This window comes from Enterococcus sp. LJL128 (assembly GCF_056924295.1).
Genome location: NZ_JBXPBP010000005.1, coordinates 146,563 through 171,127 on the forward strand (window position 1 = coordinate 146,563; position 24,565 = coordinate 171,127).

20 protein-coding genes are annotated in these 24,565 nt (G+C 41.6%); 17 read left to right on the forward strand and 3 right to left on the reverse strand.

What is annotated here, in order from left to right; all coding sequences use genetic code 11:
* The first annotated feature begins 138 nt into the window (after positions 1 to 138).
* The 11 genes from AC1Z3K_RS08445 to deoD all read left to right on the forward strand — a co-directional run bounded on the left by AC1Z3K_RS08445 (position 139) and on the right by deoD (position 12,212).
* Positions 139 to 1,167 carry a LacI family DNA-binding transcriptional regulator gene (locus AC1Z3K_RS08445; RefSeq protein ID WP_461732473.1) on the forward strand — a complete coding sequence of 343 codons (1,029 nt, stop codon included), beginning with the start codon at positions 139 to 141 and terminating at the stop codon, positions 1,165 to 1,167.
* A gap of 121 nt (positions 1,168 to 1,288) precedes the next feature.
* On the forward strand, positions 1,289 to 2,590 hold the full coding sequence (locus AC1Z3K_RS08450) for a pyrimidine-nucleoside phosphorylase (protein WP_461732474.1): 1,302 nt from the start codon (positions 1,289 to 1,291) through the stop codon (positions 2,588 to 2,590).
* A 22-nt stretch (positions 2,591 to 2,612) separates the two neighbouring features.
* Positions 2,613 to 3,275, forward strand: a complete 663-nt coding sequence (gene deoC, locus AC1Z3K_RS08455; protein WP_461732475.1) for a deoxyribose-phosphate aldolase — start codon at positions 2,613 to 2,615, stop codon at positions 3,273 to 3,275.
* Between the two features lie 48 nt (positions 3,276 to 3,323).
* Positions 3,324 to 3,719 carry a cytidine deaminase gene (locus tag AC1Z3K_RS08460; RefSeq protein ID WP_426082654.1) on the forward strand — a complete coding sequence of 132 codons (396 nt, stop codon included), beginning with the start codon at positions 3,324 to 3,326 and terminating at the stop codon, positions 3,717 to 3,719.
* A 259-nt stretch (positions 3,720 to 3,978) separates the two neighbouring features.
* The gene (locus tag AC1Z3K_RS08465) at positions 3,979 to 5,094 is read left to right on the forward strand and encodes a BMP family lipoprotein (RefSeq protein WP_426082652.1); all 1,116 of its coding nucleotides are present in this window, start codon (positions 3,979 to 3,981) and stop codon (positions 5,092 to 5,094) included.
* A gap of 291 nt (positions 5,095 to 5,385) precedes the next feature.
* Positions 5,386 to 6,954, forward strand: coding sequence for an ABC transporter ATP-binding protein (locus tag AC1Z3K_RS08470; protein WP_426082650.1), 1,569 nt, complete (start codon positions 5,386 to 5,388; stop codon positions 6,952 to 6,954).
* Positions 6,947 to 8,083: an ABC transporter permease gene (locus AC1Z3K_RS08475; RefSeq protein ID WP_426082648.1), complete on the forward strand. Its 1,137-nt coding sequence runs from the start codon at positions 6,947 to 6,949 to the stop codon at positions 8,081 to 8,083. Before AC1Z3K_RS08470 ends, AC1Z3K_RS08475 begins: the two co-directional genes overlap by 8 nt.
* Positions 8,083 to 9,045 carry an ABC transporter permease gene (locus AC1Z3K_RS08480; RefSeq protein WP_426082647.1) on the forward strand — a complete coding sequence of 321 codons (963 nt, stop codon included), beginning with the start codon at positions 8,083 to 8,085 and terminating at the stop codon, positions 9,043 to 9,045. The genes AC1Z3K_RS08475 and AC1Z3K_RS08480 overlap by 1 nt, the downstream gene beginning before the upstream one ends.
* Positions 9,046 to 9,452: 407 nt before the next feature.
* Entirely contained in the window at positions 9,453 to 10,619 is a 1,167-nt protein-coding gene (gene deoB, locus AC1Z3K_RS08485) for a phosphopentomutase (protein ID WP_426082646.1), read from the forward strand.
* A 10-nt stretch (positions 10,620 to 10,629) separates the two neighbouring features.
* A complete protein-coding gene (locus AC1Z3K_RS08490; protein ID WP_461732476.1) occupies positions 10,630 to 11,448 on the forward strand; it encodes a purine-nucleoside phosphorylase in 819 nt (272 codons plus the stop codon).
* 59 nt (positions 11,449 to 11,507) lie between these two features.
* Positions 11,508 to 12,212, forward strand: a complete 705-nt coding sequence (gene deoD, locus AC1Z3K_RS08495) for a purine-nucleoside phosphorylase (protein ID WP_461732477.1) — start codon at positions 11,508 to 11,510, stop codon at positions 12,210 to 12,212.
* Between the two features lie 57 nt (positions 12,213 to 12,269).
* On the opposite strand, the gene AC1Z3K_RS08500 is transcribed toward deoD, so the two are convergent.
* Complete coding sequence (locus AC1Z3K_RS08500; RefSeq protein ID WP_461732478.1) at positions 12,270 to 13,220, reverse strand: ABC transporter substrate-binding protein; 951 nt, start codon at positions 13,218 to 13,220, stop codon at positions 12,270 to 12,272.
* A gap of 244 nt (positions 13,221 to 13,464) precedes the next feature.
* Between AC1Z3K_RS08500 and AC1Z3K_RS08505 the strand changes: the two genes are divergently transcribed.
* From AC1Z3K_RS08505 to AC1Z3K_RS08520, 4 genes are all read left to right on the forward strand, one after another.
* A complete protein-coding gene (locus tag AC1Z3K_RS08505; RefSeq protein ID WP_426082622.1) occupies positions 13,465 to 14,277 on the forward strand; it encodes an ABC transporter ATP-binding protein in 813 nt (270 codons plus the stop codon).
* A complete protein-coding gene (locus tag AC1Z3K_RS08510) occupies positions 14,261 to 15,271 on the forward strand; it encodes a FecCD family ABC transporter permease (RefSeq protein WP_461732479.1) in 1,011 nt (336 codons plus the stop codon). The genes AC1Z3K_RS08505 and AC1Z3K_RS08510 overlap by 17 nt, the downstream gene beginning before the upstream one ends.
* On the forward strand, positions 15,268 to 16,266 hold the full coding sequence (locus AC1Z3K_RS08515) for a FecCD family ABC transporter permease (protein ID WP_461732480.1): 999 nt from the start codon (positions 15,268 to 15,270) through the stop codon (positions 16,264 to 16,266). Before AC1Z3K_RS08510 ends, AC1Z3K_RS08515 begins: the two co-directional genes overlap by 4 nt.
* A 410-nt stretch (positions 16,267 to 16,676) precedes the next feature.
* Positions 16,677 to 17,867 carry an iron-containing alcohol dehydrogenase gene (locus AC1Z3K_RS08520; protein ID WP_461732481.1) on the forward strand — a complete coding sequence of 397 codons (1,191 nt, stop codon included), beginning with the start codon at positions 16,677 to 16,679 and terminating at the stop codon, positions 17,865 to 17,867.
* A gap of 189 nt (positions 17,868 to 18,056) precedes the next feature.
* Here the strand turns inward: AC1Z3K_RS08520 and AC1Z3K_RS08525 are convergent, their stop codons facing one another.
* Both AC1Z3K_RS08525 and celB read right to left on the reverse strand, forming a co-directional pair.
* On the reverse strand, positions 18,057 to 18,776 hold the full coding sequence (locus tag AC1Z3K_RS08525; RefSeq protein WP_426082618.1) for a GntR family transcriptional regulator: 720 nt from the start codon (positions 18,774 to 18,776) through the stop codon (positions 18,057 to 18,059).
* Positions 18,777 to 19,013: 237 nt separating this feature from the next.
* A complete protein-coding gene (gene celB, locus AC1Z3K_RS08530; RefSeq protein ID WP_426082617.1) occupies positions 19,014 to 20,282 on the reverse strand; it encodes a PTS cellobiose transporter subunit IIC in 1,269 nt (422 codons plus the stop codon).
* A 160-nt stretch (positions 20,283 to 20,442) separates the two neighbouring features.
* Here celB and AC1Z3K_RS08535 point away from each other — a divergent pair, with 160 nt between their 5' ends.
* Together AC1Z3K_RS08535 and AC1Z3K_RS08540 are read left to right on the forward strand one after the other, a co-directional pair.
* Positions 20,443 to 21,840, forward strand: a complete 1,398-nt coding sequence (locus AC1Z3K_RS08535; protein WP_426082616.1) for a glycoside hydrolase family 1 protein — start codon at positions 20,443 to 20,445, stop codon at positions 21,838 to 21,840.
* Positions 21,841 to 22,062: 222 nt separating this feature from the next.
* Positions 22,063 to 24,498, forward strand: coding sequence for a hypothetical protein (locus tag AC1Z3K_RS08540; RefSeq protein ID WP_461732482.1), 2,436 nt, complete (start codon positions 22,063 to 22,065; stop codon positions 24,496 to 24,498).
* The last annotated feature ends 67 nt before the right edge of the window (positions 24,499 to 24,565 follow it).

Genomic DNA, 24,565 nt, shown 5'->3' on the forward strand with positions numbered 1-24,565 from the left:
GTTAAGCACTTTTTTATTAAATAATAAATTTTTCATTTATCTGTTTTTTTCCGAACGATTCTGATAAGATATGATTGTTCAACAAGTATTTTGAAAATGTATCATGTCATATGGAGTGTGTCAACGGGGAGTGGGAAAATGAAATTAACAATTAAGGAAATTGCGGATATGGCTGGGGTTTCAGTGACCACGGTTTCCCAGATACTTAACAATAAGGGCAGCAGGTTTAGTGAAGCAACTAGAAAAAATGTTTTAGAAATAGTGGATAAGTACCAGTACAAGCCAGATTTCTTTGCGTCAAATATTATCACTAGGCATTCGAAGACTGTTGGAATGATTGTTCCGGACGTAACGGATTTTTTCTTTTCGAAAATTGTTGAGGGCGTAGAAACTCATCTGAACGCACTAGGCTATATGATTTTACTTTGCAACTCCAAACACAGCAAGGAAGAAGAAGAGAAATATGTGACAGAGCTGATTCATCGGTCGGTGGATGGAATCATTCTAGCGACCCCAAATGTTTTGGCTGAGGACCATCTTCTGAAAAAAAGAATGGCTGCATCCTTTCCTGTAGTGCTTGTAGACCGGGGGATTAATAAACGGAATTACGGCCAGCTGCTGATCAATGAGCATGAAGGGGCATACAAAGCGATGACTTCCTTAATCGCTAAGGGGCACAGGCATATAGGTATGCTGAAGGAAACAGAAGGCTATTATCAGTTGACCGAGCGGGTATCTGCTTATCGGAATGCTTTGGAAGACCATGCCATCCCCGTTCAAGAAGAATACATCTGCAGTGGGGAATTGACGCTTAAGGGCGGCTACAAGGCTGCTTTAAAGGTGTTGGAAAATAAAGAGATAACTGCTATTTTTTGTGGTAACGACGAGATGGCCATCGGTGCCTACCAGGCAATTTATGAGAAAGGGCTGCGGATTCCAGAAGACATTTCAGTTATAGGCTTTGATGGACTGGAAATTTCTCAGTATTTGACGCCAAGCTTAACCACTGTCTATCAGCCCGCATTTGATATCGGCTATTATGCAGCAAAATTTCTAGTTGAGGGTATTCACGGCGACGCACAAAAAATTCCAAATAAAATTTTTGAAACAACTTTTGTCGAAAGGGACAGTGTAATTTCTATTGACAATAAAAGAAAAAAAAGGTAATGTTCGTCTTGTAAGCACTTTCTTTTTTATTTATTAGGTTTAGTAAACTGTTTTACTAACGGTTTCATGACAAAAGTTTTTAGTGTATAATACAACATTGGGAATTCGGAGGAATGCAAGAATGAGAATGGTAGATTTAATCGAGAAAAAAAGAGACGGAAATGTACTGTCGAAAGAAGAAATCCAGTTCATTATTGACGGATATACCAAAGGAGATATTCCAGACTATCAGCTCAGTGCATTTTTGATGACGGTTTTTTATCAGGACATGACAGATGAAGAAATTACAGATATGACTTTGGCGATGGCTCATTCCGGTGAAGTAATCAATCTTTCTGAGATAAAAGGCATCAAGGTAGATAAGCATTCTACCGGCGGAGTAGGCGATACCACAACGCTGATTTTAGCTCCTTTAGTAGCTAGTGTAGGTGTGAGTGTTGCTAAAATGTCCGGCAGAGGCTTAGGACATACCGGCGGAACAATTGATAAGCTGGAAGCAATTCCCGGTTTTAAGGTTGAACTGCCGGATGAAGAGTTTATACGATTAGTCAATGAAAGCCATGTAGCGGTGATTGGTCAGTCGGGCGATTTGGCTCCTGCAGATAAAAAGCTTTATGCATTAAGAGACGTTACCGCAACAGTAAATTCAATTCCGCTGATTGCCAGTTCAATTATGAGCAAGAAAATCGCAGCAGGTGCGGACGCGATTGTACTGGATGTGACAACTGGTGAAGGAGCCTTCATGAAAAACCTGGATGAAGCCCGTAGATTGGCAGAAACGATGGTGCGGATTGGTAAATTGGCTAACAGGCAGACGATGGCGGTTATTTCAGATATGTCTCAGCCGCTGGGCGAGGCGATTGGCAACAGTTTGGAAATTGTTGAAGCAATCGAGACTCTGAAGGGAAATGGGCCAGAAGATTTAGTGGAAATGTGCTATGTGCTGGGCAGTCAGATGGTTGTTCTAGCAGAAAAAGCCGCAACGTTGGACGAAGCACGGGCGATGCTGAAGGAAGCGCTGGAATCTGCAAAAGCCTTGGAAAAATTCAGAGAAATGATTCGTAATCAAGGGGGCGATGATACAATCATCGATAACCCGGAACGACTATTGACAGCTAAGTATGAAGTTGAATTGCCGGCAAAATCCAGCGGCATTGTTCAACGGATTGTTGCAAATGAGATTGGCGTGGCTGCAATGCTTTTAGGTGCGGGTCGGGCAACTAAGGAAGATGAGCTGGATTATGCAGTAGGAATTAAGCTGCACAAGAAGGTCGGTATGCCTGTGAATGAAGGAGAATCCCTGTTGACAATCTATGCGAATACTGAAGACATAGAAGAAGTAAAGGATCTGATTTATAAAAATATCGAAATTGGACAGTCAGGGGAGGAACCTGTTCTGATTCATGATATAATTACTCTATAAACGTAAAAGGAAGTGTAAAAACGTGGAAATTAATCGAATGATCGATCACACGATATTGAAAGCAAATGCAGCAGAAGAAGACGTATTGAAAATTATTGAAGAAGCAAAAAAATATGAATTCTTTTCTGTCTGTGTAAATCCGTTTTGGGTGAGCTTGGCGCATGAAAAATTAGCGGGTACAGCTGTTTCAACTTGTACAGTTATTGGTTTTCCTCTAGGAGCAAATACTTCTGAAGTAAAAGCTTATGAAACAAAAGATGCAATTGCAAATGGCGCAGACGAAGTAGACATGGTTTTGAACGTCGGTGCGCTGAAATCTAAGCAATATAAAAAAGTTCTGAAGGACATTCAGGCAGTAGTGGAAGCAGCGGCAGGCAAAGCCTTGGTAAAAGTGATTATTGAAACAGCTCTGTTGACAGATGAAGAAAAAGTGAAAGCTTGCCAGCTGGCAAAAGAAGCAGGGGCTGATTTCGTTAAAACCTCTACAGGCTTTTCAACGGGCGGAGCGACAGTCGAAGATGTTCGGTTAATGAGAGAAACAGTCGGTTCTGATATGGGTGTTAAAGCTTCAGGCGGGATCCATAACAAAGCAGAAGCAGAAGCAATGATTGCTGCCGGTGCGACAAGAATCGGTACAAGTGCAGGTGTGTCAATCATGGAAGGTGCAACAGGTACCGGCTACTAGTTTTAAACGGATGCGAATTAAACCATAGAATAGAAGAGTGGGGAAATCATGACTGTAAAACCAGAATGGATTGCAATTGCAGAAAATGCATTAGATAAGGCCTACGTTCCTTATTCTCATTTCCCGGTAGGAGCCTGTCTCGTCACTGAAGACGGTCAGACGTATCAGGGAATTAATATTGAAAATGCTTCGTATGGACTAACAAACTGTGCAGAACGGACAGCTATTTTCAAAGCTGTCTCAGAGGGACAAAGAAAGTTTCAGCATTTAGTTGTTGCCGGGCATACACCTAAACCAATTGCGCCATGTGGTGCTTGCCGGCAGGTTATTGCCGAGTTTTGTGAGCCTTCAATGCCGGTGACGCTAGTTGGCGACAATGGTGTTACCAAAGAAACAACAGTGGCTGAGCTTTTACCGTACGCCTTTACTGATGATGACTTGTAAACCGCAGATGTGAGAAGGGCGGACAAGCACATAAACAATGTTGAAAAGGGCTGGTCAGAAGAAGCTTGCTTCTTCTGAAAATGAATCAATCAGTTTTGCGGTTCAGTACTATCAGCAGCAGATGTAATCCTTAACAGCAATGGCATCCGCTGTTTCTGTATAAGGCATACATTTTCTGCACAGGTTTTCTTATCTACGTTTCATTCAGTCATCCTGGCTGTTGAAAATATAAAACTATTATTTAGGGGGCTTTACAGAAATGAAAAAAGCAAAATTATTTGGTCTAGGCGTAGTGGCAGCTGGATTGACAGTTGCATTAGCTGCATGTGGCGGAGGTAACGGCGGCACAACGGATGACTCAAAAGATGGCGGATCAGCAAGTGGTTCAGGAGATGCTGACCACAGTGCAGTGATCGTAACCGACATCGGCGGTGTGGATGACAAATCATTTAACCAGTCTGCATGGGAAGGATTGCAGGAGTGGGGTAAAGAGAATGACCTGCCAAAAGGTGCTGGCGGTTATGACTACATCCAATCAAATGATGCTTCTGAATACGTAACAAACATCGATACAGCTGTTTCCAACGGTTTCAAAACAGTATTCGGTATCGGCTATCTGTTGGCAGACTCTATTAGTGCTGCTGCAGATCAAAATGCGGATACACAATTCGTTATCATTGATAGTGTAATCGAAGACAAAGACAACGTAGTTTCAGCAACTTTCAAGGATCATGAAGCTTCTTATCTTGCAGGGGTAGCTGCTGCCAATACAACTAAAACTGATAAGGTTGGTTTTATCGGTGGTGAAGAAGGGGTTGTAATTGACCGCTTTGAAGCTGGCTTCCGTCAAGGTGTTGCAGATGCTGCTGAAGAGCTAGGCAAGACAATCACTGTTGATGTGAAATATGCTGCATCATTTGGAGATCCTGCGAAAGGGAAATCTCTTGCAGCTGCAATGTACCAAGGCGGAGCAGACATCATTTTCCACGCTTCAGGCGGTACAGGAGCAGGTGTCTTCCAGGAAGCGAAAGATTTGAATGAATCTGGCGACCAAGACAAAGTATGGGTTATCGGTGTGGATAGAGACCAGGATGAAGATGGTAAATATACAACATCAGATGGCAAAGATGATAACTTTACATTGACTTCTACGCTTAAAGGTGTAGGCGCAGCAGTCAAAGATATCTCTAATCTTGCTTTGGAAGACAAATTCCCTGGCGGCGAACACAAAGTATATGGTTTGAAAGACGGCGGTGTTGATTTGACTGAAGGCTACCTTTCAGATGATGCACAAAAAGCGGTAGATACTGCAAAAGAAAAAATTATTGCAGGAGATATTGAAGTGCCTGAAACACCGGAAGATGTAAAAGACTAATTCGTAAATAGTTAAGTTGTTGAACAGGGAATGAGGAATGGGACATGCGAATGTCCCTCCTATCCCATTCCTAAAAAAGTTCCGGTTTCTAAGAAAGCAGAATAGGAGATAAACTAGTTTACTAATCTGTTTTCTTAAAAGTCAAACGACAGAAATCATCTTTCGGACTTTTAAGATTTGGTCACCCGAATTTTTGAAGAAACAGCAGTGCCTAAGCTTTATGTTCAGTTTCAACATGTAAAACCTTGTTGCTTGTCACAAGTGAAAAAAACGTTAGGATGTGAAAAAAACGTGGCTCAAGAAAAATATGTGATTGAGATGCGCAATATTACCAAACAGTTCGGCACATTCAAAGCCAATGACAACATCAACCTGCAAGTAAAGCCTGGAGAAATTCACGCATTGCTGGGAGAGAATGGTGCGGGAAAATCTACACTGATGAATGTCCTGTCAGGTTTATTGGAACCGACCTCAGGAGAAATCTACATAGACGGTCAAAAGGTAGATATCAATGGACCGACTGCTGCTAACCGCTTAGGGATAGGAATGGTCCATCAGCATTTTATGCTGGTTGATGCTTTTACTGTCACTGAGAATATCATTTTAGGAAACGAACCTGCTAAAGGCGGTGTTCTGGACCGTAAAAAAGCTGTTGAAGAAATTCAAAAAGTATCCAAAAGATACGGATTAGATGTAAATCCTAATGCGTATATTCGAGATGTTTCTGTTGGTATGCAGCAAAGAGTGGAAATTCTAAAAACTCTTTATCGCGGAGCCAATATTCTGATTTTTGATGAACCGACTGCGGTGCTGACGCCTCAGGAAATTGATGAATTAATTGCAATTATGCAGGGGCTGGTCAAAGAAGGAAAATCGATTATTCTGATTACCCATAAGCTGGATGAAATTAAAAAAGTTGCAGATCGTTGTACAGTTATTCGCCGAGGCAAGAGTATCGGTACCGTTGATATTAAAGACGTATCTTCTCAGCAGCTGGCAGATATGATGGTCGGCCGTTCAGTATCATTTAAAACAGAAAAGATACCTGCAAAACCGACCAAGACAGTCCTGTCTGTTAAAGATTTAGTTGTTAAAGAGAGCCGGGGACTTGAAGCGGTTAAAGGCCTGAGTCTGGATGTCAGAGCTGGTGAAGTGGTAGGGATAGCTGGGATTGATGGTAACGGACAGACTGAGTTAATTCAGGCGTTGACAGGCTTAAGGAAAATCGAAAGCGGATCAGTGGAGCTGAACGGAGTATCCATTGTTAATCAGAAGCCTCGCCAAATTACAGAAGCTGGTGTGGGACATGTGCCGGAAGACCGTCATAAGTACGGCTTGATTCTGGAAATGACTTTGGCAGAAAACATAGCACTGCAGACTTACTACAAGGAACCGTTAAGTAAAACCGGAGTGCTGAATTATAATAAAATTAATGAGTATGCCCGCAAGCTGATTGAAGAATACGATGTCCGTACAACCAATGAACTGGTGCCTGCAAAGGCTCTGTCCGGCGGGAATCAGCAAAAGGCAATCATCGCTAGAGAAGTAGACCGAAATCCTGATTTACTCATTGTATCTCAGCCAACACGGGGACTTGATGTGGGGGCGATTGAGTATATTCATAAACGTCTGATTGAACAGCGTAATCAGGAGAAGGCTGTGTTAGTTGTCAGCTTTGAACTCGATGAAATTATGAATGTTTCTGACCGTATCGCAGTAATCCATGCTGGAAAAATTGTAGGGATTGTTGATCCGAAGGAAACATCTGAAAATGAACTAGGGCTTCTGATGGCAGGGTATTCACTGGAAGAAGCACGTGAAGAGCTAAACAGTGTGAAGGCAGGTGATTCTGTTGAATAACAAGACAGAACGAATCAGAAATATTATGGTGCCGATACTGTCGGTAGTGATGGGATTCATTCTTGGTGCAATTATTATGTTGATTTTCGGGTATTCACCTGTTCAAGGATATTCCGCAATGTTTACCACTGTTTTTGGTCAGGGACCTAAAAATATTGGTGAAATTTTTGTAACAGCTGGGCCGCTGATTTTTACAGCCCTGGGCTTTTCTGTAGCGAACTCAGCCGGCTTCTTCAATATCGGGCTTTCTGGTCAGGCGCTTTGCGGCTGGGTAGCAAGTATCTGGGTGGCGCTGGCAATGCCGGATGCGCCTAGAATGGTTGTATTACCATTAGCAGTGATTGCTGGTGCGCTAGCCGGTGCGGCTGCGGCTGCGATTCCCGGTATTTTACGGGCGTATTTTGGAACGAGTGAAGTTATCGTTACGATTATGATGAACTATGTGTTGCTTTATGCAAGCACTCATATTGTCAATAATGTTATGAATCCTGAAGTGATGAGCAACAAAGGGGTAACCAAGATGGTTGGAGCAAATGCGACCCTTAGAAATTCTTTCTTGACTGAGATGAGTAATGGTTCCCGGTTAAATCTTGGTATTTTCTTAGCGCTTATTTTCCTGGTGATTGTCTGGTTTATGATGAAGAAAACCACAATCGGCTATGAAATACGCTCTGTTGGACTAAATCCTTTTGCTTCTGAATATGCAGGGATGAGTAGTAAACGGACAATTATTCTTTCTATGATTATCTCAGGTACACTTGCTGGTTTAGGCGGTGTTGTACAGGGATTAGGAACCTTCCAGAACTTCTTTGTACAAGGTTCGTCACTGAGTATTGGATTTGATGGAATGGCGGTATCCTTACTAGGTGCCGGCAGCTCAGCAGGTATTTTACTGGCAGCTCTGCTGTTTAGTATTCTTAAGCTGGGCGGACAAGGAATGCCGCTTCGTGCAGGCGTTCCAACCGAATTGGTCGATGTTGTTATTGCATCAATCATCTTCTTTGTTGGGATTAGCTACCTTATCCGTTTCCTGATGGCAAAAGCATCTGGAAGTAAAAAAGAAGTTGTGGTTGTTCAAGAGATAGAGTCAGCCGGCAATGATGAAAGCCAGCAAGGAGGGAAAATCTAATGGATGCAGCATTACTATCAACAATTCAGACAATTATTAATCAGACATTATTTTATTCCACTCCACTGATTCTGACTGCTTTGGGCGGTACGTTCTCAGAACGAAGCGGGATTGTAAACGTAGGACTGGAAGGCATTATGGTCATGGGTGCATTCAGTTCAGTTGTCTTCAATTTAACCTTCGCCGATACTTTCGGCAGCATGACGCCTTGGATCGCCTGTCTCGTCGGCGGTGCTGTTGGTCTGGTTTTCTCATTGCTTCATGCAGTAGCTACAGTTAATCTCCGTGCGGATCATATTATAAGCGGTACAGTCATTAATCTGATGGCGCCGGCACTGGGCATATTCCTTGTAAAAGTAATTTATGGAAAAGGGCAGACAGATACGATTGCAAAATCATTTGGCTACTTTGCCTTTCCAATCTTGAAAGATATTCCAATTATTGGTGATTTATTCTTTAAACGGACCTTCTTACCGGCATATTTTGCGGTACTGATTGCGATTCTTGCCTGGTTTGTTATTTTTAAAACCCGGTTTGGTCTGCGTCTGCGTTCTGTAGGGGAAAATCCTCAAGCTGCGGATACGCTGGGTATCAATGTCTACATGATGCGTTACGCTGGTGTAATGCTGTCAGGTTTCCTTGGCGGTATGGGCGGTGCGATTTTCGCACAATCGATTGCTGGACGTTTTGCAGCAACCACAATCGCCGGACAAGGGTTTATCGCGATGGCAGCTATGATCTTCGGCAAATGGAATCCATTGGGTGCGATGGGTGCGGCGTTGTTCTTCGGATTTGCACAAAATTTGAGTATTGCCGGATCAAGTATTCCGATTATTTCCAAGATTCCTGATGTCTATCTGCAGTCAGCACCTTATGTATTGACAATCATTGTATTGGTACTGTTCTTAGGAAAAGCTTCCGGACCGAAAGCCAATGGTCAGAACTATATCAAATCTAAATAATTAATCTATATAAATCCTCTAGCATGAAGCGGTAACTTAAAAAATGCTGTTTTGAAAAGAGTAAGTAAGGGAATAGAGTACATCACATTTCTCTTGCAGGATTTAGATAGTTGTATTAAAAGGGCGGGACTATGGGAACATTTCTTTAGTCTTGCCTTTTTTTGCATAAATGAGTACTGTAAAGATAAAAGCAGAAGAGGAATGTTTTATTTGCTTGTATAATAATACTTCTGCTCTAAGCTATGAGATGCAGGAGTAAAAAGCTGGTCCATTATCTCCCTTGGGCAAGCTAGTCAATATAACAGCAGTAAAAAAATAGTTTTAACTATTTTAATCAGATATCAGCAGGAACGAACTTGTCTGATGTCTATAAGCACTAAACAAAACTGGAAGAAAGAAGGATGGTTATGTTTAAACGTGTACATTTAGTTGTAATGGATTCTGTAGGAATTGGAGAAGCGCCAGATGCTGATAAATTTGGTGATGTAGGCAGTGATACATTAGGGCATATTGCTAAGGAAGCCGGGTTGACTATCCCTAATCTTGAAAAGCTGGGCTTGGGTACAATTGCTCCTTTGCATAAAGTTGCTGCTGATGCTGATCATTTAGGCTATGCAACAAAATTGGAAGAAGTTTCGGTTGGTAAAGATACTATGACGGGACATTGGGAAATTATGGGCTTGAACATTCAAAAGCCGTTTCGTGTCTTTCCTGAGGGCTTTCCTGATGAGTTATTGAAGCAGATTGAAGATTTTTCAGGAAGAAAAATTGTCTGCAATAAACCATATAGTGGTACGGCTGTGATTGATGATTACGGTGAACATCAAATGAAAACAGGGGATTTAATCGTTTACACGTCTGCTGATCCGGTTTTGCAGATTGCAGCACATGAAGACATTATTCCTTTAGAAGAGCTATACCGAATTTGCCAGTACGTCCGAGACATTACAAAAGATGAGCCGTATATGATTGGACGCATTATCGCCCGTCCATATCTTGGTGAACCAGGCAACTTTACACGTACAAGCAACCGCCATGATTACGCATTGGATCCATTTGGACATACGGTGCTGGATTCGTTGAAGGAAGCTGACAAAGCTGTGATTGCAGTTGGGAAAATTAATGATATTTTCAACGGACAGGGCATCACTGAAGCAGTTCGTACAAAGAGCAACATGGACGGTGTTGATCAGCTGTTGAATGTCATGAAGAAGGATTTCACAGGTTTAAGCTTTACCAATCTGGTTGATTTCGATGCATTATTTGGTCATCGCCGAGATGTTGTTGGCTATGCGCATGCAATAGAAGAGTTCGACCTGCGGCTACCTGAGATTTTAGAAACTATGCAGGAAGATGATTTGTTGATGATTACAGCCGATCACGGCAATGATCCGACTTTTCCCGGGACAGACCATACTAGAGAGTACGTTCCACTGCTTGTTTATAGTAAAAAAATGCAGGGACAAGGTCAGCTTGCTCAAGGACACTATGCAGATATTTCCGCAACGATTGCTGAAAACTTTGGAGTTCCTAAAACAGAAAACGGCGTCAGCTTTTTAAGTGATTTAAAATAGGAGGAAAACAATGACAAAATTGAAAGAACAGCTACAGGAAACAACTGATTTTTTGAGAGGAAAAGGAATTGAACAGGTAGACTTTGGTTTGGTTTTGGGCTCTGGTCTTGGTGAACTGGCAGAGGAAATTGAAAATCCAGTAGCGATTTCCTTTTCTGAAGTACCGCATTTTTCTCTTTCTAAAGTCGTTGGTCATGCGGGTAAGCTAGTGTATGGTACACTAGCTGGGAAAAAAGTGCTGGCCATGCAGGGACGCTTCCATTACTATGAAGGTCATTCAATGCAGACAGTGACGTATCCAGTACGTATGATGGCAGCGTTAGGTATTCATTCGATTGTAGTAACCAATGCTGCAGGTGGAGTGAATGAAGCCTTTGAACCAGGTAATCTGATGCTGATTACTGATCATATCAATTTCACTGGAGACAATCCGTTAATTGGTGAGAATGAAGATGACATGGGACCACGTTTCCCGGATATGAGTCAGGCTTATACGAAAAATTATCAGGAGGCTGCAAAGGCAGCAGCTGCTGAACAAGGGATTGTTTTACAGGAAGGCGTGTATATGGGTTTTTCTGGTCCTACGTATGAAACACCTGCTGAAATACGCATGGCTCGGAAGATGGGGGCTGATGCTGTGGGGATGTCCACTGTGGCAGAAGTAATTGTGGCTGCTCATAGCGGCTTGAAGGTTCTGGGAATCTCTTGTATTACTAATTTGGCCGCAGGGATGCAGAGCAGCCTAAACCATGAAGAAGTTGTGGAAACAACAGAGCGGGTGAAGGAGCAATTCAAGCAGCTGGTGAAAACTACATTGAAAAATATGTAGTACGATGAAACGTTTGTTATCTCTAACACTAATGAGAAGAAAATAAAGGAGCGAAGCAAATGAGTGTTCATATTGAAGCGAAACAAGGTGAAATAGCAGATAAAATTCTATTGCCGGGCGATCCGCTAAGGGCAAAATATATTGCAGAAACCTTTTTAGAGAATCCGGTTTGTTACAATCAGGTTCGGGGAATGCTGGGCTATACGGGAACCTATAAAGGAGAACGTGTTTCTGTACAGGGAACAGGTATGGGTATGCCTTCCGCAACGATTTACGCCCATGAATTAATCAATTCCTATGATGTGAAGAAATTGATTAGAGTAGGCACTTGCGGCGCGCTTTCTACAGATGTTCATGTTCGAGATTTAGTGATTGCTCAAGGCGCGGCAACTAGCTCTGCAATGATTGCTAAAAATTTCCAACAGTTTCATTTTCCACCAATCGGCAATTTTGACTTATTGCTTAAAGCCTATCAGCTTGCGACAGAAAAAGGATTTACTACCCATGTAGGAAATGTATTGTCTGAAGATACATTTTACAAGGATGATACAGCTGAAACAATGAAGTTGGCTGAATTAGGTGTACTGGGAGTGGAAATGGAAGCTGCAGCCTTGTATTATTTAGGGGCGAAATTTAACGTGCAGGCATTAGCAATCTGCACAGTCAGCGACCATATTATTACTGGTGAGGAAACAACGGCTGAAGAGAGACAGACAACATTTAATGAAATGATTGAAGTAGGTCTGGAAACAGCTATTGCATAAGTTTAAATAAGCAAAAAACGAAGGAAAGCCTAAGACCTTTCCTTCGTTTTTTCTGTTTTACAGCAGAGAAGTTTTAACATCTTCAATGATGTTTGTGTTGGCAATTGGTCCATTATAGAGCCAGCTGGAATCGCCGCCGAAGCTGTAAACTTTATCATTTTTCACAGCCTTCAGGTTTTTCCAGACATCCTCTTGGAAGAACGGATCGGATTCATCGCTATTGATTAAGAAGATATTGTCTGCATCCAGTTCGGCCATCTTTTCAAGAGAAACAGCACTCCAATCAGCCGTTGCTGTTTCAGAAATCTCAGCAACCAAATTAGGGATTTTTAGACCTAAATCTCCGTAAAGTACAGCGCCGCTTGAACGAGTTTCGCTAACCATAAAGGCTTGGTTATTGGTAATCCAAAGAACGGTGGCTGACTGGTCAGCTGCTTTGTCTGCAAGCTCAGCTTTTGTTTTATCAGCTAATGTATCATAGTCTGCCAGAATTTCTTTTGCTTGATCTTCCTTGTTTAGAACAGACGCAACATCAGTTAGCTGATCTCGCCAGGTAACACCGTCGCCGTTTTTCACTACATATGTAGGAGCGATTTTGCTGTATTCAGCATATTTTCCACCTTCAACCGTCGCTGATGAGCTAACCAGCAGTAAATCAGGTTCATATTTAAGAACTTCCTCATAAGGCAAATCGTAAGAGATTGTCGGAATCCCTTCTAATTTATCCTGTAGATAGTCTTGAATACTCGCATTATTTACAGTCCATTGAGCGATGGGGGTCTCGTCTAAAGCGACTAAGTAATCTTCCAGATAACTGCCGATGATTTTCTTTGGATTAGCAGGAATAGTCACTTCATTTCCTAAAGCATCTTTCATAATCCGTTCTTCCGCAGTGCTGTCTTTAGCAGAGGAACTGTCTGTTTTATTATTAGAGCCGCAAGCAGCCAGTAAGCTTCCGCCAATTAATAGAGACAGTCCGAACGCCGTATATTTATTAAACAATTTCATTTGATTCTCTCCCTTAAGTATAATTAAATGATAACGATTCTCATTATCATTTATATCGAGAGATTTGTCAATTGTTATTTCTAATTGAACAATAAATTCTCTTTGTTGTGTGCTGAAAGAATAAAGGTCATTGCATTTTATAGAAGAGTTTTCTATAATGAAGTACAGTTCGTTGAGAATCATTCTCAGCGAAAAGATAAAAAGAATCGTTGTATATATAACTTCAGTACGAGGAAGGAATTTCATGAATATACTAAAAACGACCGATTTGGCGACAGCCTATGGCAAAGAGGTTATTAGCGAAAAGCTAAACTGTACATTTGAACAGGGAACCATAACCAGTGTCATTGGACCTAACGGCTGCGGCAAGTCCACGCTGCTTAAAACACTGGCGCGCATTATGCCGGAAGCTAAAGGACAGGTTTGGCTGGAAGAGCGTAAGCTGAGCGAGTTCTCGTCAAAAGAAGTTGCCCGAAAGCTGGCAATCTTATCTCAAAGTCCGGAAAATAGCGTAGATTTGTCGGTATTTGATTTGGTTTCTTTTGGCCGCTATCCGTATCAGTCTGGTTGGAAAAACCTGAATAGTCACGATCAAGAGCTTATTCAGTGGGCGTTGGAGTTGACAGGGCTAACTGAACTGGCTAGAGAGTCAGTGGCGATATTATCCGGAGGACAACGGCAGCGGGTATGGATAGCCATGGCTCTAGTGCAGGATACAGAGATTTTGCTTTTAGATGAGCCAACCACTTATCTTGACCCGGCACATCAGCTGGAAATTTTAAACGTGTTGAAAATGATTAATCAAGAATACAATAAAACGATTGTCATGACCATTCATGATATTAATTTGGCCTCCCGTTTTTCAGATCGAATCATTGCTATGAAGGACGGAAATATAGTAAAAGACGGAACACCCAATGAGGTTGTCACAGAAGCGTTGTTAATGCAGGTGTTTGCTATTGAAGCAGAAATTATCTGTCACGGAAAAACAAGACGGCCTCTGGTTCTATCTTATGAAATGGCGGAAAAGGAGAAGGCTGATGAACTGGAAAGCTAAGCTTCAACAGCGGCAAATCAGCTGCTTTCTGCTCTTTTTTCTTTTGCTGCTGGCAGCAGTTGTTGTCTCTGTTCTGTATGGTGCGGTTCAAGTCCCTTTTAGCACATTGATTGAAGCATTTACTGATTTCGATAAGGAAAATCAGCTGCATCAGGTAGTCTTGTCGATACGCCTTCCTAGAGTGCTTGGAGCAGTTTTGGTAGGAACGAGTCTGGCTATCACTGGGGCTCTTGCTCAAGGGATTACGCAAAACCCGTTGGCAGATTCTGGTTTGTTGGGGATTAACGCTGGTGCTTCATTGGGTCTAGCCTTAGTCTTTGCTTTTTTACCAGCTGCAGGCTACTGGCAGATTTTATTTGTTTCTTTTTTGGGGGCGGGGCTGAGCGTCCTAATCATTTATTTTATATCCAGTCGCTCAAAGCAAGGAGCCACACCTATCCGATTAACCTTAGCAGGTGCCGGAATCAGTGCGTTGTTTATTTCTCTTAGCCAGTTTATTGCACTGCAGTTTAATTTAAGCCAAGATATTACGTTCTGGTCTTTGGGCGGAATCAGCGCTATCTCCTGGCAGCAGCTGAAGCTTGTAGCCCCTATATTTATTGCATCAGTAGCTGCCTCCTTCTTTTTCAGTTCGTCAGTTACTATTCTGCGTTTTGGTGATGACACTGCAATTAGCTTAGGAAAAAATCCTCGGGTGATTCGATTGGCGGTCAGCGCACTCATTCTGCTGTTATCTGGTTTAGCCGTAGCGATTGCTGGATCAGTCAGCTTTGTCGGTTTGATTGTTCCACATATGATGCGCTTTTTTGCTGGTGAAAACTACCGCAAACTACTGCCGTTTTCAGCTGTCGGCGGGGCTTTGCTGGTAGTGTTGGCCGATTTTATCGCCCGTATGATCAATCCGCCGTTTGAAACACCCTTTGGTGCTGTTGTGGCAGTCATTGGGATTCCATTCTTTATCTATTTATTCCGTAAGGGAGGGAATCTAGGGTGAGTAAAGGAAAATTATTCGGCATCTATAGTTTACTTGTTTTATTGTTGTTAGCAATCACCTTGTTCAGTCTGACAAATGGTCAGCTGGCGATTTCTTTCGAGGATTTTTTACAAGTAGTTTCTGGTTCTGGCAGCAAAGTGCAGCGGCTATTAATCATTGATTTTCGGTTGCCTCGGATTATTATCGCTGTACTAGCTGGAGGCGCTCTGGGTTTAAGTGGAACTATTCTTCAAAGTGTTACGCAAAACCCGCTGGCTGATTCAGGTATTCTAGGGATTAATGCAGGTGCAGGCTTTGCAGTGCTGTTGTTTATCAGCTTTTTCGAAGCAACGACAGCTACCGTATTTCTATTGCCTTTTGTAGCTTTATTGGGTGCACTAGCGACAGCTGGAAGTATTCTTTTGATTGCCTACGACCGCCGCAAAGGATTAACACCCGTTCGAATGGTTTTAACTGGAGTGGTATTAAGTACAGGAATTGCTGCTTTGACGATTCTGCTGACAACAAAGCTGGATGCTGAAAATTATCGCTTTGTCACGATGTGGCAGGCAGGTACTATCTGGGGCAGTAATTGGTCCTTTGCTGGTGCCCTGCTGCCGTGGCTGGTTCTGGTTTTTGTGATTGCATTAAGAAAGCATCGGGTTTATGATATTCTGCAATTAGGTGATGAAACAGCCATTTCAGTTGGAATTGAGGCGGGAAAAGAGCGGCTATTCTCGTTGATTTTAGCTGTTTCCGGAGCTGCAGCAGCTATTTCTGTAACTGGTGGAATCAGCTTTCTGGGCTTAATTGCCCCGCATATTGTCAGAAAGCTAGGAGCCGCCAAGCATAAGGATATTTTACCGCTGTCTTTATTAACTGGAAGTGTTCTTCTGCTGCTTAGTGATACGATTGGACGTACAATTCAGGAAAAAGGTGAAATTCCTGCTGGTGTTATTGTTGCCATCATTGGAGCGCCTTATTTTCTCTATCTACTGCTGCGGAGTGATAAGTAACGATAAGATGGAAGAAGAGAACCTAGCTGCTTTTTGCGGATAATACGCTTTTGTTCTAGCGATTTTTCAAAACTAGTTCCTATAGTATTGATGACTCTGTCCTAATTGCTTCTAAGAATTTGGTTGCTGGAATAAAAACATCTGGCATGAAGGATTAACTAGATGCAAAAGAGAAAGGGATAGAGGTATTTGTTTCCGAAGGGAGAGCTCTACGCCCGCTGTTTATCTAGATTCCATGTGAGTGGGATATGACTTGATAAGTTATGTCTCACTCACTTTTGCATTTACCATTGATAACTTTTTAGGCAATTATCAAAGAGCGCGGTTACTGGAATCCGCTGCTGGCAGAAGTATATGAAAAGGTATATGATGGTAGGTGAGATAAAATTATAATTGAAGCAGGTGAAAGAATGGAAAATTTTCGTTTTTATGTACCAACGGATGTGCGTTTTGGAAAAGACCGTTTGAAGGATGAATTAGCAGATGTTCTAAACCTCTATGGAAAAACAGTGCTGCTGGCATATGGCGGTGGTAGTATTAAAAAGAACGGGTTATATGATCAGGTTTTATCATTAATGAAAGACAATCAGAATAAGGTTGTTGAATTAAGCGGGATTGAACCAAATCCACGAGTAGAAACCGTTGATAGAGGTATTGCTTTATGTCGAGAACATCAGGTAGATGTGATTTTGGCAGTAGGCGGCGGCTCAACTATTGATTGTACGAAGGTAATTGCAGCGGGCTTCTACGCAGAAGAGCCAGCTTGGGAGCTTGTTTCGAAGCGTAAAGGCTTTAATGGACCTGCGCTTCCGCTTGTAACTGTTTTAACACTTGCGGCAACTGGTAGTGAGATGAATGGCGGCGCTGTGATCACTAATCTTGCTACCAATCAGAAGCTGGGTGTGGGCGGTCCATCAGTACTTCCAAAGGTTTCGTTTTTAGATCCGCAGAATACTTATACGGTTCCTGCTTATCAGACAGCAGCGGGGTCAGCGGATATTTTGAGTCATTTGTTTGAAAACTACTTTAAGAAAACGGTAGGAGCAGATGTTCAGGATTCAGTATCAGAAGGACTGATGCGGACAGTAATCAAAAATTGTCCAACAGCATTGAAGACTCCGGATGACTATGACGCTCGTGCAAATCTGATGTGGGCAAGTAGTCTGGCGCTTAACGGACTCACTGGCAACGGTAAATCCGGTGCTTGGTCTTGTCACCCGATGGAACATGAATTAAGCGCTTTTTATGATATTACTCATGGGATTGGGCTAGCTATTTTGACTCCCCGCTGGATGAAGTATGTGTTGTCAGAAGAGACTGTGAGCAAATTTAGTCAGTTCGCTGAAAATGTCTGGGGGATTAAGGAACAGGACGACTTTGCAGCAGCGAAGAAAGGGATTCAGGCAGTCTACGATTTCTTTAAAGCCTGTGGTATTCCAATGACTTTGCCGGAAGTTGGCATAAATGAGGAAAAACTGTCTCTGATGGCGGAACAAGCTGTGAAGCATAGTACGATTGAAACAGATGCCTACATGCCGCTTTCTAAAGAGGATGTAGTAAAAATCTATCAGGACTGTATGACAGAATCAAGTTATTACTAAAAAGATCGAGAAAAAAGTGGGAACCATAGTTGGCTCCCGCTTTTTTCTACTTCAAAACCTAAAAACCTAATAAAGCGTGGTCCAAGGTAATTCTCTAAGAAATGAGTCGAAGAATCTCAAAGATGCGAAGGAGCTGTTTAAGGACGAAGCGGCTTCTTTCCCACAGCGAATCACGCTTGCGGCAACTATTTAAATTCCTTTGACATCCAGCACAGAATATCCACGCTGATCATACCGGTTTCGGCTGCGGGAATATTCAATCGGCTGACCATTTTTCAAATAAACCACCTGTTCTACTTCTAAAACGGGATCGTCAACAGCACAGTCTAAATATTTTTGATCATATTCGCTGCTTTTAGCTGCCTGAATCGTTCGGAAGGCACCGGCAAATTGAATACCTAATTCCTTTTTTAAATAATCATAAATAGAATGTAGGAGAATCTCGTTTGTCAGGCCGGGAGCTAGATGCACCGGCATGTAGGTATACTCCATGACGTAAGGTTTTTTTTCCAGCAATCTTAGGCGGATAATCTTATAAACCGGCTGTTCCGGCTGGATAATCAACCGTTCCTGTACTTCTTCACTGGGGAATTCGACTTCAAACAGAATTACCTGGCTGGATAGCTCCCTGTTCGCTGCTTCCATTTGGACACTGAGTCCTTGATACTCATTTGCAGGCGAGGTATCCTTATCCCAAAATGAGTGATTCAAGATGCGGGTACCAGCCCCACGCTGAGAATAAACTAAGCCTTCCATCGCTAAAATATTAATTGCTTTTTTTATCGTCATTCGGCTAACATCAAACTCTTTGACCAAATCTGTTTGATTAGGCAAAAGAGAATCGGGAGTGTAGGTTTTATTTTTAATTCGTTTTCTAAGAATATTGGCTATTTCTTCATATTTTGGCATCTATGCTCACCTCATTTTGAGTATAACGAACTCTCAGGTTTTCTACAACGCTAATTTTTCTGCTAAAAGAAAAAACGGACTGGAACACTAGTCAGGCTGACTATGCTCCAGTCCTTAAAAATGAAAGCAGCCTCTTCGAAGTCGAATAGGAATAGACTAAAAATACCAGATGCTGCTTTCGTACGTGCCTGTTTAATTCTTGGAAATTAGTCCTTCACATTTCGTGAGGGTAATGGTCTAAACATCTATATCTACTTGTTTATCCATAATTTTTAAGAATGGGTACCAGATTAGCGCGACGATGATGAAGTCAACCACTTGCAGCAAACCGCCCAGCCATGAGTTGGTAGCCAGAACCCCGCTGGCAATGATTGGCACAGTCCATGGAACAGAAACTCCAGTTGGCGGCGGTACAATACCGGCTGCCATCACTAAATAGTTCAGTGTAGTAACTACGAGAGGAGCCAGCAGCCACGGGATGAAAATAGATGCATTTAGAACAATTGGCAAACCGAAAATAACCGGTTCGTTTACATTGAAGAGGCCAGGTGCTATTGCTAGTCGGCCGACGTCTCTATATTGTTTTTTCTTAAGGAAGAAAGCCATAATCAATACCACTGCCAGTGTCATGCCGGAACCGCCTAAACCAACGGTGAATGTTTCCATAAATGGTTTTGTGATAATATGTGGTAATTCTTTACCAGATTGGTAAGCCTCTAGATTATCCAGCATTAATGTATTCCAGATTGGGTCCATTACTGAGTTGACAATGATTTGTCCATGCAGACCGAAAAACCAAAGGAACTGAACAAAAAAGAGCGCAATTAAGGTTGCCGGAAGACTACTTCCTAAACCAGTTAATGGTTTTTGAATGACTTCATAAATAACATCGTGAAGATTTGTGTTGAAAAAGCCGGTTACTGCTGCATTAATAAAAAGAAAGACAGTTAGTGTACATACAGCTGGGATCAGAGCTGCAAAAGATTTTGATACTGCGGGAGGTACTCCATCAGGCATTTTAATCTGCCAACCCTTTTTAGTAACTCTGCAATAAATTTCCCCTGCAATAAAAGCAGCAAGCATTCCAATGAACATTCCTTTTGCGCCTAAACGATCAAGACTAAGGACCCCGCTAACGGTTTCTCCGCTTTCAGTATCCATAAAAAAGGGTGTCAGAATCAGGAAGCTGGCAAAAGAAACCGCTCCGCCGAAAATGCCTTCTACATCATAGGATTTAGATAAATAATAGCCAATACCAAAAGTAACAAAGACAGACATGATGCTCATTGTAGCGTTTTGCCCGTTTCCGAATAATGAACCCAATGTTCCCTTTAACTCATCGCTGAAAAATGGCAGGTTATTGACAACAACAACAATAGAACCAAACATTGTTAAAGGAAATGACAACATAAATGCATCTCTTAAAACAGTTAGATAACGGTTCTGCCCCAACCAGTTAGCTAAAGGCATGATTTTCTCACCAAGCTTATCCATTAAACCGTTCATGAAAATTCCTCCTAGTTATATAATATGTTTTGCAATCGATTACACAAGTAATATATCATCTTTAAAAATAAATGTCTAGTCATTTATTTTTAAAGTATTGATTTTTTTAGAGTGATAGATTATCATTGAGGTGAGAAAAGGAAAGAGAGGATGGATAGAAATGGCAATATATAAATTTCCCGAAAATTTTTGGTGGGGTTCAGCGGCCAGTGGTCCGCAAACAGAAGGAAGAGTCGCTGAAGACGGCAAGGGTGAAAACATTTGGGATTATTGGTATCAGCAGGAACCAGAAAAGTTTTTCGACCAAGTAGGACCAGAACAAACATCTCGGGTTTACACTAAATATAAAGAAGATATTCAGCTGATGAAAGAAACGGGACACAACAGTTTCAGAACTTCAATCCAATGGAGCCGCTTAATTCCAAATGGAACAGGAGCAGTGAATCCTAAGGCTGTGGATTTCTATAATGACTATATTGATAGCTTAATTGAAGCGGGGATTGAACCCTTTATGAATCTATATCATTTTGACATGCCTTTAAGTCTTCAGGAGCAAGGCGGGTGGCTTAACCGCAAAACAGTGGATGCTTATGTGACCTATGCGAAAACCTGTTTTGAGCTTTTTGGTGATCGGGTGAAGAAATGGTTCACACATAACGAACCGATTGTTCCTGTAGAGGGCGGTTACTTGTATCAGTTCCACTATCCAAATGAGATTAACATGGAGCACGCTGTTCAGGTGGGATATCATGAGGTACTTTCCAGTGCAATGGCAGTTAAAGCCTATCATGAGCTGAATCTCGACGGACAAATCGGTATTATTTTGAACTTAACGCCTAGTTATCCTCGTGATGAAAAGAATCCGGCTGATGTGAAAGCTGCGGCAATGGCAGATGCTTTCTTCAACCGTTCATTTCTTGATCCAGCAGTTAAAGGTGAGTTTCCCTCTGAATTAGTAGAGGTTGTCAAAGAGCTGGATATACTACCTGCTATTGAGCCGGGAGATTTAGAAATAATTAAAGAACACACAATAGACATTCTGGGAATTAACTATTATCAGCCTCGTCGCATCAAAGCGAAAGAATCTGAAATAGATCACAGTCACGGTCCGATGCCGGATGATTATTTTGACAATTATGACATGCCTGGCAAAAAGATGAATCCCTACCGCGGCTGGGAAATTTATGAAAAAGGCATCTATGATATCTTGACTAATGTTCGTGAGAACTATGGGAATATTCCCTGCTATATTTCGGAAAACGGTATGGGGGTAGAAGGTGAAGAACAGTATATAAATGCAGATGGGATGATAGAGGATGATTATCGCATTGATTTTGTTAAAGATCATCTGCGTTACGTACACAAAGCGTTGGAAGAAGGCAGTGGTTGTCTAGGATACCACATGTGGACCTGTATGGATAACTGGTCTTGGATGAACGCCTATAAGAATCGTTATGGTTTCATTGCGGTTGACCTGAACCAGGAAGGCAAGAGAACAATTAAAAAATCTGGCTACTGGTACAAAACAGTTTCAGAAAGCAATGGATTTGAAGATTAACACCAAAACTACTCCAGAGTATGATTTAATCATGTTCTGGGGTAGTTTTTATTGTTCAGGCAGCTGTCGAACAACGGAAAGGTGATTAGGTTTTTATTGTATGTTAATTTCTTCTATTATGATTAATAAATGTTCCAAAGAAAGAATATTATGTTATTATTTTAGTTGTAAGCTTATAAAAAAGGAGTAGGTAAGTTTACGATTAAAAAAGGAGGAAATAGCATGAAAAAGAAAAAATGGTTATTAGGTATGGTTGTGTTGGCTGGTTTAGGAGGTCCTGCCGGATCGGTATTTGCAGATGAAACCCAAGTACCTGTTGAAGGTGTGATTGAAGAGGTACAAACAGAAGCTTCGGCAGATGGATTAATAAATCCATTAAGTGCCTCAACTGTTACAGATTTTTCTGTAGAACAAGTAAGAAAGATTCAGGACTATCAAAAAAAGTATAAAGAGATACGAAGCAAGGAAGCGTTTGATGATAAGTTTGATATCAATCCAATCATTGGTCCGGAGCAATATACGACAGGTACATTTAAAACGTCTACATTGGAAAATGCAACAGACTACATTAATCTGCTAAGAGAGAGCGCGGGACTTACCCCTGTTACCGTTTCGCAAGCAAGAGTAAGTATTGCTCAACATGCTGCAGTAGGGATTGCCTCGCTTAGAGTAATCGATCATAATATTGGAACAAAATACACAAAGCCTGAGGGAATGACTGATAGCTTTTGGCAGGAGGCTTCCAATGGAGCGCGTTTAAGTAATTTGGCGAGGAGTGTTCGTAGTCCGTTTTATGGGGAAGCAATCCCAACGCTGAATGAATATAGCGATTTATACATGTTTGATTACGGAAATGGAAATCAATCGGTTGGACACAGAAGAATTGTTTTGAATCCGTGGTATCAAACAATTGGCTTTGGCTTTGCTGAACTCGATGTTCCTGAAAGAAGAGAGGTCGAATACTCAGCTGCTCTTTATGCGCAAGGCGATGGCTCGTATACTGTGCCGGATGATTCTATTGTTACTTGGCCAACAGAATCAGTTTTTCCAATACAGGATATGAAAAAATATAACTACAATCTTCGCTGGTCAGCGAGTTTTAACTCAAATGGTTATGATTTTGATCGGAATAACTTGAAGGTTACACTGAAAAATAATAAAAGTGGTCAGGAATGGCATTTTTCAGATACACAAAAAGATGGTGAATATACCGTTGTTGCGAACAGCTGGGGATATGACACAGTGGTCTTTGCACCAAATGAAATCAATTATGCTGAAGGTGATGAATTCACTGTTAAAGTAGAAGGATTAAGCGGGAAAAAGGATTCTTATGAATACACAACAAGACTTTATGATTTGAATAAAGAATACAAAGTGCCGTTGGAAGATTTCAAATTCGAAGAATCATTTATAAAAATGCAGCAAGGTGAAGTGAGAAATCTGAATCTAAGTTATTTACCCGAGGATGCAGAATATACAGGGAAAATGATTTGGAGCAGCTCTAATGCTAATTTGGTCAGTGTGTCGCAAGATGGGGTTCTTACTGCCAAAGCAGCTACAGGGAGCAGCGTGACAATCACTGCTAAAACAGAGGATGGAAAGCTAAGTAAAACCATTAAGGCTTCTGTTGCGACTGTCCAACCGGCGGCAACAAGGGAAGATGCGCCAGAAATTAATCCTGGTTTTCCAGCAGCTGATAGTCAGTCTACTCGAATTTTTGTCAATCAAACAGGATGGGTGAAATTCAAAGCGGATGAAGCAGCAATGTATTCGCTAGCTGGTGGTTTGAATGGAAACAACGTCGTTAATCAAAAATCAGAAATCAATTTCTATAATGAATGGGAGAACCGTTCTTTGGGGTATTATTCGGCACATAGAAGAACGTCTAATTCATCATCTGTATCATCAAAAGCACCCGTATACTATGGTGCTGGAGAGTATGTCTATTTGAAGCTTTCTACAAATATGGATGGCGAACCATTTTACTTTGTCTTACAGCGAACTACGAAAGATGCTCAACCTATCTATACCACGCAGCTAACGATTCCATACAAATGTAAACCATTGTTGAATCCTGGTAATTCGGTATCCTTCTCATACAAGGTAGATAGCTATACAACAAAACCAAATGATGTTCAGTACTTCTCAGATGATGAAAAGATTGCTGAAGTTGTTAGTGATGGAGCGAACCGCTTTAAGATTATTGGGAAAGCACCTGGAAAAACCACGATTCGTGTCAAAGAGATGAGTGGAAGTAATCAGGAAGAATTTGTGGAAGTTGAAGTATTTTCTTTAGGTCAAACGCAGGAAACTGCTGTAGAAGTTGCACCGAATTTTGGTATGGGATTTGGCATGGGAACAATTTATGCGAATCAGACAGGCTGGCTTAAATTTAAAGCACCTGAAACAGCGAAATATAAAGTGCAGGATCTTTGGTCACAAGATACAGCTACCTCTAGTCATAGAATAGAAACGAATTTTTATGATGATGCACAATGGAGAGGGTATTACTTTGCAGATTGCGCGAAAGGCGGAAGCAGTGCTTCAACAGGTGGGAATTTACCATTGACTTATGAAGCAGGGACGTATATCTATGTACATTTAGCGAATCGTAAAGCCGGCGCGCCTTATTATGTAAGTTTTAACTATTCAAAATAGCAGGAAAATAGAATGAGCTTGTTCATTACTTTTTAATGCTATTGGAATTTGAAAAAACCGCCGTTCT

Excerpts from the sequence above, each read along its gene's own strand:
- AC1Z3K_RS08465 (WP_426082652.1), top strand. The coding sequence starts at position 3,979 with ATGAAAAAAGCAAAATTATTTGGTCTAGGCGTAGTGGCAGCTGGATTG.
- AC1Z3K_RS08520 (WP_461732481.1), top strand. The coding sequence starts at position 16,677 with ATGGAAAATTTTCGTTTTTATGTACCAACGGATGTGCGTTTTGGAAAA.
- celB (WP_426082617.1), bottom strand. The coding sequence starts at position 20,282 with ATGAACGGTTTAATGGATAAGCTTGGTGAGAAAATCATGCCTTTAGCT.
- AC1Z3K_RS08445 (WP_461732473.1), top strand. The coding sequence starts at position 139 with ATGAAATTAACAATTAAGGAAATTGCGGATATGGCTGGGGTTTCAGTG.
- AC1Z3K_RS08525 (WP_426082618.1), bottom strand. The coding sequence starts at position 18,776 with ATGCCAAAATATGAAGAAATAGCCAATATTCTTAGAAAACGAATTAAA.
- AC1Z3K_RS08490 (WP_461732476.1), top strand. The coding sequence starts at position 10,630 with ATGACAAAATTGAAAGAACAGCTACAGGAAACAACTGATTTTTTGAGA.
- AC1Z3K_RS08450 (WP_461732474.1), top strand. The coding sequence starts at position 1,289 with ATGAGAATGGTAGATTTAATCGAGAAAAAAAGAGACGGAAATGTACTG.
- AC1Z3K_RS08480 (WP_426082647.1), top strand. The coding sequence starts at position 8,083 with ATGGATGCAGCATTACTATCAACAATTCAGACAATTATTAATCAGACA.
- AC1Z3K_RS08510 (WP_461732479.1), top strand. The coding sequence starts at position 14,261 with ATGAACTGGAAAGCTAAGCTTCAACAGCGGCAAATCAGCTGCTTTCTG.
- AC1Z3K_RS08460 (WP_426082654.1), top strand. The coding sequence starts at position 3,324 with ATGACTGTAAAACCAGAATGGATTGCAATTGCAGAAAATGCATTAGAT.
- AC1Z3K_RS08505 (WP_426082622.1), top strand. The coding sequence starts at position 13,465 with ATGAATATACTAAAAACGACCGATTTGGCGACAGCCTATGGCAAAGAG.
- AC1Z3K_RS08535 (WP_426082616.1), top strand. The coding sequence starts at position 20,443 with ATGGCAATATATAAATTTCCCGAAAATTTTTGGTGGGGTTCAGCGGCC.
- deoB (WP_426082646.1), top strand. The coding sequence starts at position 9,453 with ATGTTTAAACGTGTACATTTAGTTGTAATGGATTCTGTAGGAATTGGA.
- deoD (WP_461732477.1), top strand. The coding sequence starts at position 11,508 with ATGAGTGTTCATATTGAAGCGAAACAAGGTGAAATAGCAGATAAAATT.
- AC1Z3K_RS08540 (WP_461732482.1), top strand. The coding sequence starts at position 22,063 with ATGAAAAAGAAAAAATGGTTATTAGGTATGGTTGTGTTGGCTGGTTTA.
- AC1Z3K_RS08500 (WP_461732478.1), bottom strand. The coding sequence starts at position 13,220 with ATGAAATTGTTTAATAAATATACGGCGTTCGGACTGTCTCTATTAATT.